This is a genomic window from Rufibacter psychrotolerans, assembly GCF_016924645.1.
Lineage (GTDB): Bacteria > Bacteroidota > Bacteroidia > Cytophagales > Hymenobacteraceae > Nibribacter > Nibribacter psychrotolerans.
Window position 1 is genome coordinate 259,081 of record NZ_JAFFJV010000015.1, and the last position, 6,593, is coordinate 265,673.

Genomic DNA, 6,593 nt, shown 5'->3' on the forward strand with positions numbered 1-6,593 from the left:
AAGTTAGTTTTTACTAAGATGTGTTTCAGGCCTGTTTTTCATAAAACAACCCTAAAACAAACGCTTCTCTTACAATGAAATCTCTACCCATACTTTACGGCCGGGCACCCCTGGATGTTACTCAACGCCTTTCCACCATTGCGCTTGCGGCAGCTGGTCTGCTAAACTCCAGCGCTGGCCAATAATGGGAGTGGCCAGTTGGATAGTCTGTCCCGCGGCGGCCTTGGAGAGGCGCTGGATGGGTTCTTTCCAGGGATGCAGGGCCAGGGAGAAAGCGCCCCAGTGCGTGGGCATGAGCACCTTGCCGCGCAGGTCCAGGTGGGCCTGGGCCGTTTGCTCCGGCATCATGTGAATGTAGCGCCAGGCCTCGTTGTATTGCCCGCACTCCAGCATGGTCAGGTCAAAGGGGCCGTATTTCTCGCCTATCTGCTTAAAGTGCGTGTCATAACCAGAATCACCCCCAAAGTAAACCGACTGTTCCCCGCTCTTGAGCACCCAGGAGCACCACAGGGTCTGGTCGCGGTCTTTCAGGCCTCGGCCCGAGAAGTGGCGGGCCGGCGTGGCCGCCAGGAACAGACCTTCAAACGAGGCAGTCTCCCACCAATCCAGCTCGGTGATCTTCTGCGCAGGCACTCCCCAGCGCTGCAGGTGCGCGCCCACGCCCAGCGGCACAAAGAAATGCCGGGTCTTGCCCATCAGTTTTTCAATGGAACCCTTGTCCAGGTGGTCGTAGTGGTCGTGCGAGAGCAGCACCACGTCCAGCGGGGGCAGGTCTTCCAGGGAAATGGGTAGTTTTTCACTGAACCGCTTGCTACCGATGAACGACACCGGCGAGGCCCGCTTGCCCAGCATAGGGTCAGCGAAGATGCGTTTGCCGTTCAGCTCCAGCAGCACCGCCGAGTGCCCAAACCAGGTTACGTTCACGCCCTTTTCGGCCGCAGGGCCGAAGTCTTCTTTTGTCAGGGTGACCATGGGCAGCGCATCTACGGGGCGGGCTCCCTGGGTTCCGCCCAGGAACTTGGCGAAGATCTTCACTTTGTCCAGGAAAGGCGCCTCGTCCATCATGGGCGTGGGCGAGGCGTTCTGGAACTTGCCGTGGCGGTACTGCTTTGATTGCTGGATGCGCTCCAGGGTCTGGCCCTGGGCGGCGGCCCCAAACTGCGGCGCAAACGCCATGAACAGCATGCCGCCCACCACCAACACGCCAATCATTGTGAGCAGGGTATACATAAATTTCTTCATTGTCTTGATGTGGTTGTAGCACGACCTCCACCCGCAGAATTGGTTAAAAGAGCCGGTTCTTTGGGGGCGTGGTAAAAACAGACATCCCCTGTTTTGGGGCTTCTCTCGCGAAAATAGCCCTAAAACAGAGGATGCCGGCAAAGAATTTTAAAACCTTCTGCGCCCGTTGCGGGCCGCTTGGTTATCTTGATTTTATGAACTCCAGAACGTTGCCCCGCCCCGACCGCCACTTGGGAGCCTTTCGCATGCCGGCCGTGGCGTCATCTTCCTCTTCATCGGGGTTGGCCGGAATAGGGAACACCTCTCCGGAATAGTGGGCTTTCAGGCCTTTGTCGTTCTGCATCAGCAAGTCGCACTCAATGGTGTAGTTGGGGGCCGTGCCAGACACGGTTACGGTACCGCTCTTCACCTGGAAAGCCTCGGTGTCCTCGTCCAGTTCCTGGTCGTTGTTCACGTCTAGCAGGAACGCCGACAGGATGAAGATGTTCTGGTCGCGGTATTTGGCCGCCACGGCTTCCTCATCGGTTTCCTCGCTTAGATCAGCGTACGTGAACGTGCCCGTCTTGAACACCGAAGTGCCCGCCGAGAGCAGGAACATGTCTAATACGGCCCGGGTAGACTCTGTCTTGGTAACGGTGTCTAACAGGGCGAACACCTGGGCGTAGTGGGTGTTGGTGCCCTCAATAAAGCCAAAAGGACCGAAGTCAATGGAAAGCGCTATGTCTGCACCGTACCGGGTGTTGTCATACTCTATCTGGTTGGTGAGCGGCGCCACGTCATCCTCGTCATCATCGCCACAGGACATTACCAGAACGCTGCTCAGGAGCAGGGCCAACAGTCTGAAGGAAAGGGTAAACTTTTTCATAAAGGAGGGAGAAAAGTGAAAATTGGGTTTCTACAAAGGAATGAATGTTCTACCTGAATCTGCCCGATCTTACCCAGGCAGAAGCCTTACAAGGTGCCCCTGGCCCACGCCCGGGCGTTCAACGCGTTTTGTCTTGTTGGCAAGTGCAAGCCCGGTACCCCGGCAAAGCCCTTTGCGGACCGCCGGAGCCAGAAAAACAAACCCACCGCTGGCTTTTGATGGAAATGATCAGAAAACACGCAGCAAGGTCACCCCTCTTACCCCGAAGGCCTGGTTGAGTGATAAACGGTGCCCCACCTGAAAAGGATACGTTTTGGACAAAACAGCCCTGAAACCCTCAGACCTCCTCCTCCAATAGGAATAAATCCAGCGCAATTTCATCGGCCAGCAGCTTGCCGGCTTCGGTTAAAAGGAGCACGTCACCCTGGTGGCGCAGCAGCCCTTGGGCTTCAATTTTCTGCAGGTATGCCGCATGGATCGTCTTCAGGTCCACGCCCCACTTCTCCTGGATGTAGGCCGTGTCACAGCCCCAGCTGGTGCGCAAGGTAGTCATGACGTACTCGTTTACGCGGTCTTCTATGGAGAGCTCTTCCACGGTGCAAGGCAGTTGACCGGCTTCCAGCGCCTGTACGTATTTAGGATTGTTCGCTACGTTGAACTGGCGGCTCACGCCGTTGAAGGAGTGCGCGCTGGGTCCCAGGCCCAGGTACGGCACCTGTTTCCAGTAGCTGCTGTTGTGCTTGCTTTCAAAACCCGGCTGGCAGAAGTTGGAGATCTCGTAGTGCAGAAATCCGTGGTCGGCGGCCTGGGCCATGAGCAGCTCAAACTGGTGGGCCACGCGCTCTTCATCGGCGGGCGAAAACTTGCCTTTGCGTACCCGGCTCCCGAAGACAGTATTGGGCTCAATGGTGAGGGCGTAGCAGGAAAGGTGCTGCACCTGCAGGGCAAACGCTTTGGCTAAGTCCTGCTCCCATAACATAGGATCTTCGGCCGGAATGCCGTAAATGAGATCCAGCGAGATGTTGTCAAAGCCCAGGCCCTGCGCCATTTTAATAGAATCGGCGGCCTCCAAGGCGGTATGCGGACGGTTCATCAACTGCAGGTGCGGGTTATGGAACGACTGCACGCCCACACTCAGGCGGTTAATAGGCGTCTGCCGCAGGGCCTGCAGCTTCTCGGGCGTAAGGTCGTCTGGGTTGGCTTCCAAAGTGATTTCGGCGGCCGGGTTTACGGGGTGTTTTTGGTAAATCGCCTCCAAAAGACCGTTCAGCTCGGCCACGGATAAAATAGACGGCGTGCCACCTCCAAAGTAGATGGTATTGATGGTTTCACCGTTAAGGTACTGCTGCTGCAAGGCCAGCTCCTGGTGCATGGCCTGCAAGACCTGCTCCTTGAGCCCCATAGACGTACTGAAATGGAAATCGCAGTAGTGACAGGCTTGTTTGCAGAAAGGGATATGAAGATAAATTCCGGCCAAAATAGGATAGGGCTAGGGAAAACGTTAGATGTAAATAGAACGGGCGGTTGGGTAACTTTGTAGCCTACCCCGTACCTTTAGAAACAATGAAGAGGAGGTCTAGTTCCCGTCTGCCCCAAAAGAATACCCGGCAAAGATACGCATTTCTGGGGCTACTCCTGGGTTTGTGGCTGTGGAGCGGCCTGGGGCAGGCACAGGACAAACGGATAGTGCAAGTGCTCTCGCCAGACCCCGAGGCCGTACAGATCTGGCAGCGCCTCCAGCCCAAGCTTTCCGCGTCTGACTCTCTAGGTCTGCAGCAGGAGCTACGCGGCTGGCTCTCCCGCGTGCAGGAAGAAGGCTATCTCACGGCCTCCATTGACAGCGTGCAGCAGCGGAATGACTCTTTGTGGGTGCATGTGTACGTGGGCCGGCCCTATAACTGGGCTTCGCTGAAAAACGGCAACGTGGGCGAAGGGCTGCTGGAGAAAGTAGGCTTCCGGGAGAAGCTGTACAGCGGCCAGCCTTTCCGCCCCGCCGAGTTTGCCCAGTTACAGCAGAGCCTGCTGCGTGAGGCCGAGAACAGCGGTTTCCCCTACGCTGCCGTGCAGATAGACTCCCTGCGCCTGTACAATGATTCTATCAGTGGGGTACTGCGGGTGGTGCGCGGACCTTTGATGCTCATTGACTCGGTGCAGATCATCGGCAGCAGCCGCATGCAGTTGCGCACGCTTTACCGCTATACCCAATTGGCACCGGGCCAGCCGTTCTCCCAGCAGCGCGTGGAAGCGGCCATGCGGGCGCTCCGGCAGTTGCCGTTTGTGCGCATCACGGGCGAGCCCCAGGTGCTGTTCGCGAAAAACCAGGCCCGGGTGTACTTCTTCCTGGACGAGAAAAAAGCGAACCAGTTTGACGGCATCATCGGCTTCCTGCCCGATCCCAATTCTTCCGCGAACAAACTGCTGATCACCGGCGAGGTAAACCTGCAGGTACGCAACCTGCGCGGCAGCGGCAAGCAGCTAGGCCTGCACTGGCGCAAGGTGGAGCGCAACTCCCAGATTCTGGATATAGAATACCGGCATCCGCACTTTTTCAACTCGCCGTTTGAGGTGGCGGGTTTGTTTCACCTTTATAAACAGGATACTTCCTTCCTGAACCTTCGGCCGAGGCTGGAGATTGCCTATCCGCTTTCCACCACCAGTCGGGTTACGTTCTTTGCCGAAGTGCTGAGTTCCCAGTTGCTCTCGCCCGAAGCCCTGCGCCAGCGCACCTCTGATTCCTCGGCCATTGACGCCAACTTTACCTCGTATGGGCTGGCCTACGCCTGGGGCAACTTAGACGACCTGTACTTTCCCCGCCGGGGAACCCAGGCGTACTTCCAGGGAGCGGTGGGCAACAAGCGGGTACAGCGGAACGCCCGGGTAGAAGCCAGTTACTATGACACGCTGCAGATGAAAACCACCCAACTCTCGCTGGCCGGGAGGGTAGAGCGGTACTGGCCTATCTCCAAGAACGGGGTGGTGCTCACCCGTCTTCGGGCCGAAGCCCTGGTGAACCAGCGCCTGTACCTGAACGAGCTGTACCGGTTGGGTGGCCTGAACTCGCTCCGCGGCTTTGATGATTATGCGTTCTACGCCTCGTCGTATGCCATCAGCACGCTGGAGTACCGCCTCTACACGGGGCAGGACTCGTACGTTTTCCTCTTGTATGACCAGGGATATCTCCGCCGCGACCTGAAAAGTGAAAAAAATATTCAGTGGGCCAGCGGGGTGGGCGGTGGTATCAGCTTTTCCACGGGAGCCGGTGTGTTTCAGCTAGTTTACTCTGTGGGACGCACTTCGCAGGAGGGTTTTAGCCTGTCCAGAGGCAAGATTCACTTCGGGATTACGGGCCGTTTTTAGAAAAACTTTCACAAACTATTTGGAGCGTATTGAAAAAGCCCCTACATTTGTATTACAAACAGTGCGGGATGGAGCAGTTGGTAGCTCGTTGGGCTCATAACCCAAAGGTCACAGGTTCGAGTCCTGTTCCCGCTACCTCAGAAGAAGCCTTGTAAGGAAACTTGCAAGGCTTTTTTATTTTACCGTCGTCCATATAGGTGACATTCCTTGTTAATTAGTGGCTATTAGAGAAGAGGCGTCTACTCATAGCAACATTTCATGAATGCACATGGAGCAGATAAGGCCTCTTTATACTATCAATCTAAAACTGGAGTAAGTGCCTGTGGTGTTGCAGAACAGATGCCCCCTTTTAGCAACCTATCTTTAACATTCTTGGCAGAAAGAGTGAGTAAAGGTCTTATAACTACACCGGAGCAGTGAGAGGTTCTTTCAGCCAGGCCAAAGCCGTAATCTTATTCGTGAACTCCTTGGTAGTCATTTCGCCTTGGCCTTCTGCTCTTTTGTAGATCTGTTCTACCGCCGTGCGGTTAAAGAAATCCTCTGATACCAGTACCGCATTGCGCCGTAAGGCAGACTGCTGAAGTCGGGGCATAATGTTTTCTACAAACCATTCCTGGTCTACCGGACGAATGGCTTTCATCTTACGGTTGTCGCCGAGCCACCGTAGCAACTTGCGTTCCTCTATCAATTGAGTGCAGTTAGTGATAGCTTCCCGAAACTCCTGGCTGTTTAGAAAACCGTTCCATACAGCCGTGCCTAGCTGCAAGTCCTCCTCATAAGTGATAGTAACTACATGGTTCTGGAAGTAAACGGTTTTCATCAATGAGAAATCTTAAGCTTATAGAAATCTAACAAATATAACTTCCTTCCCCCTTACGGATAACGGTAAGTTTAAGCTGAATATGAGTTCATAGTTCTATCATAAACCTTCATAGCCAGCTTTGCACTGCTGCAAAATGCTAAAAAACAGGAAAGCACGTGAGTAGCCCTACAATTTATAACTAACTCAAGTTGCGAGATATTTCACACGTAATAAAAAAATCTGTTCTGCCAGCGGCCGGAGTACGTTTTAAAGTTTGGACACTTTTAAAATGCAACAGCCATGACAGAACAGACCATTACAATATAC

Annotated in this window: 5 protein-coding genes and 1 tRNA gene; 2 read left to right on the forward strand and 4 right to left on the reverse strand. The window is 54.7% G+C overall.

All coding sequences use genetic code 11. From position 1 onward, the window contains the following. Positions 1–117: 117 nt before the first annotated feature. From JT718_RS15535 to hemW, 3 genes are all read right to left on the reverse strand, one after another. Positions 118–1,242, reverse strand: coding sequence for an MBL fold metallo-hydrolase (locus JT718_RS15535; protein WP_205503622.1), 1,125 nt, complete (start codon positions 1,240–1,242; stop codon positions 118–120). Positions 1,243–1,423: 181 nt separating this feature from the next. After that, positions 1,424–2,107: a hypothetical protein gene (locus tag JT718_RS15540; protein ID WP_205503623.1), complete on the reverse strand. Its 684-nt coding sequence runs from the start codon at positions 2,105–2,107 to the stop codon at positions 1,424–1,426. 337 nt (positions 2,108–2,444) lie between these two features. Next, positions 2,445–3,584, reverse strand: coding sequence for a radical SAM family heme chaperone HemW (gene hemW, locus JT718_RS15545; RefSeq protein ID WP_205503624.1), 1,140 nt, complete (start codon positions 3,582–3,584; stop codon positions 2,445–2,447). 86 nt (positions 3,585–3,670) lie between these two features. On the opposite strand from hemW, the gene JT718_RS15550 reads away from it, so the two are divergent. Then, entirely contained in the window at positions 3,671–5,464 is a 1,794-nt protein-coding gene (locus tag JT718_RS15550) for a BamA/OMP85 family outer membrane protein (protein WP_205503625.1), read from the forward strand. A gap of 62 nt (positions 5,465–5,526) precedes the next feature. Further along, positions 5,527–5,599: transfer RNA gene (locus tag JT718_RS15555), tRNA-Met, on the forward strand. Between the two features lie 268 nt (positions 5,600–5,867). On the opposite strand, the gene JT718_RS15560 is transcribed toward JT718_RS15555, so the two are convergent. Continuing rightward, positions 5,868–6,284, reverse strand: a complete 417-nt coding sequence (locus tag JT718_RS15560; protein ID WP_205503626.1) for an STAS/SEC14 domain-containing protein — start codon at positions 6,282–6,284, stop codon at positions 5,868–5,870. Positions 6,285–6,593 lie beyond the last annotated feature (309 nt).

Excerpts from the sequence above, each read along its gene's own strand:
- JT718_RS15540 (WP_205503623.1), bottom strand. The coding sequence starts at position 2,107 with ATGAAAAAGTTTACCCTTTCCTTCAGACTGTTGGCCCTGCTCCTGAGC.
- JT718_RS15535 (WP_205503622.1), bottom strand. The coding sequence starts at position 1,242 with ATGAAGAAATTTATGTATACCCTGCTCACAATGATTGGCGTGTTGGTG.
- JT718_RS15560 (WP_205503626.1), bottom strand. The coding sequence starts at position 6,284 with ATGAAAACCGTTTACTTCCAGAACCATGTAGTTACTATCACTTATGAG.
- JT718_RS15550 (WP_205503625.1), top strand. The coding sequence starts at position 3,671 with ATGAAGAGGAGGTCTAGTTCCCGTCTGCCCCAAAAGAATACCCGGCAA.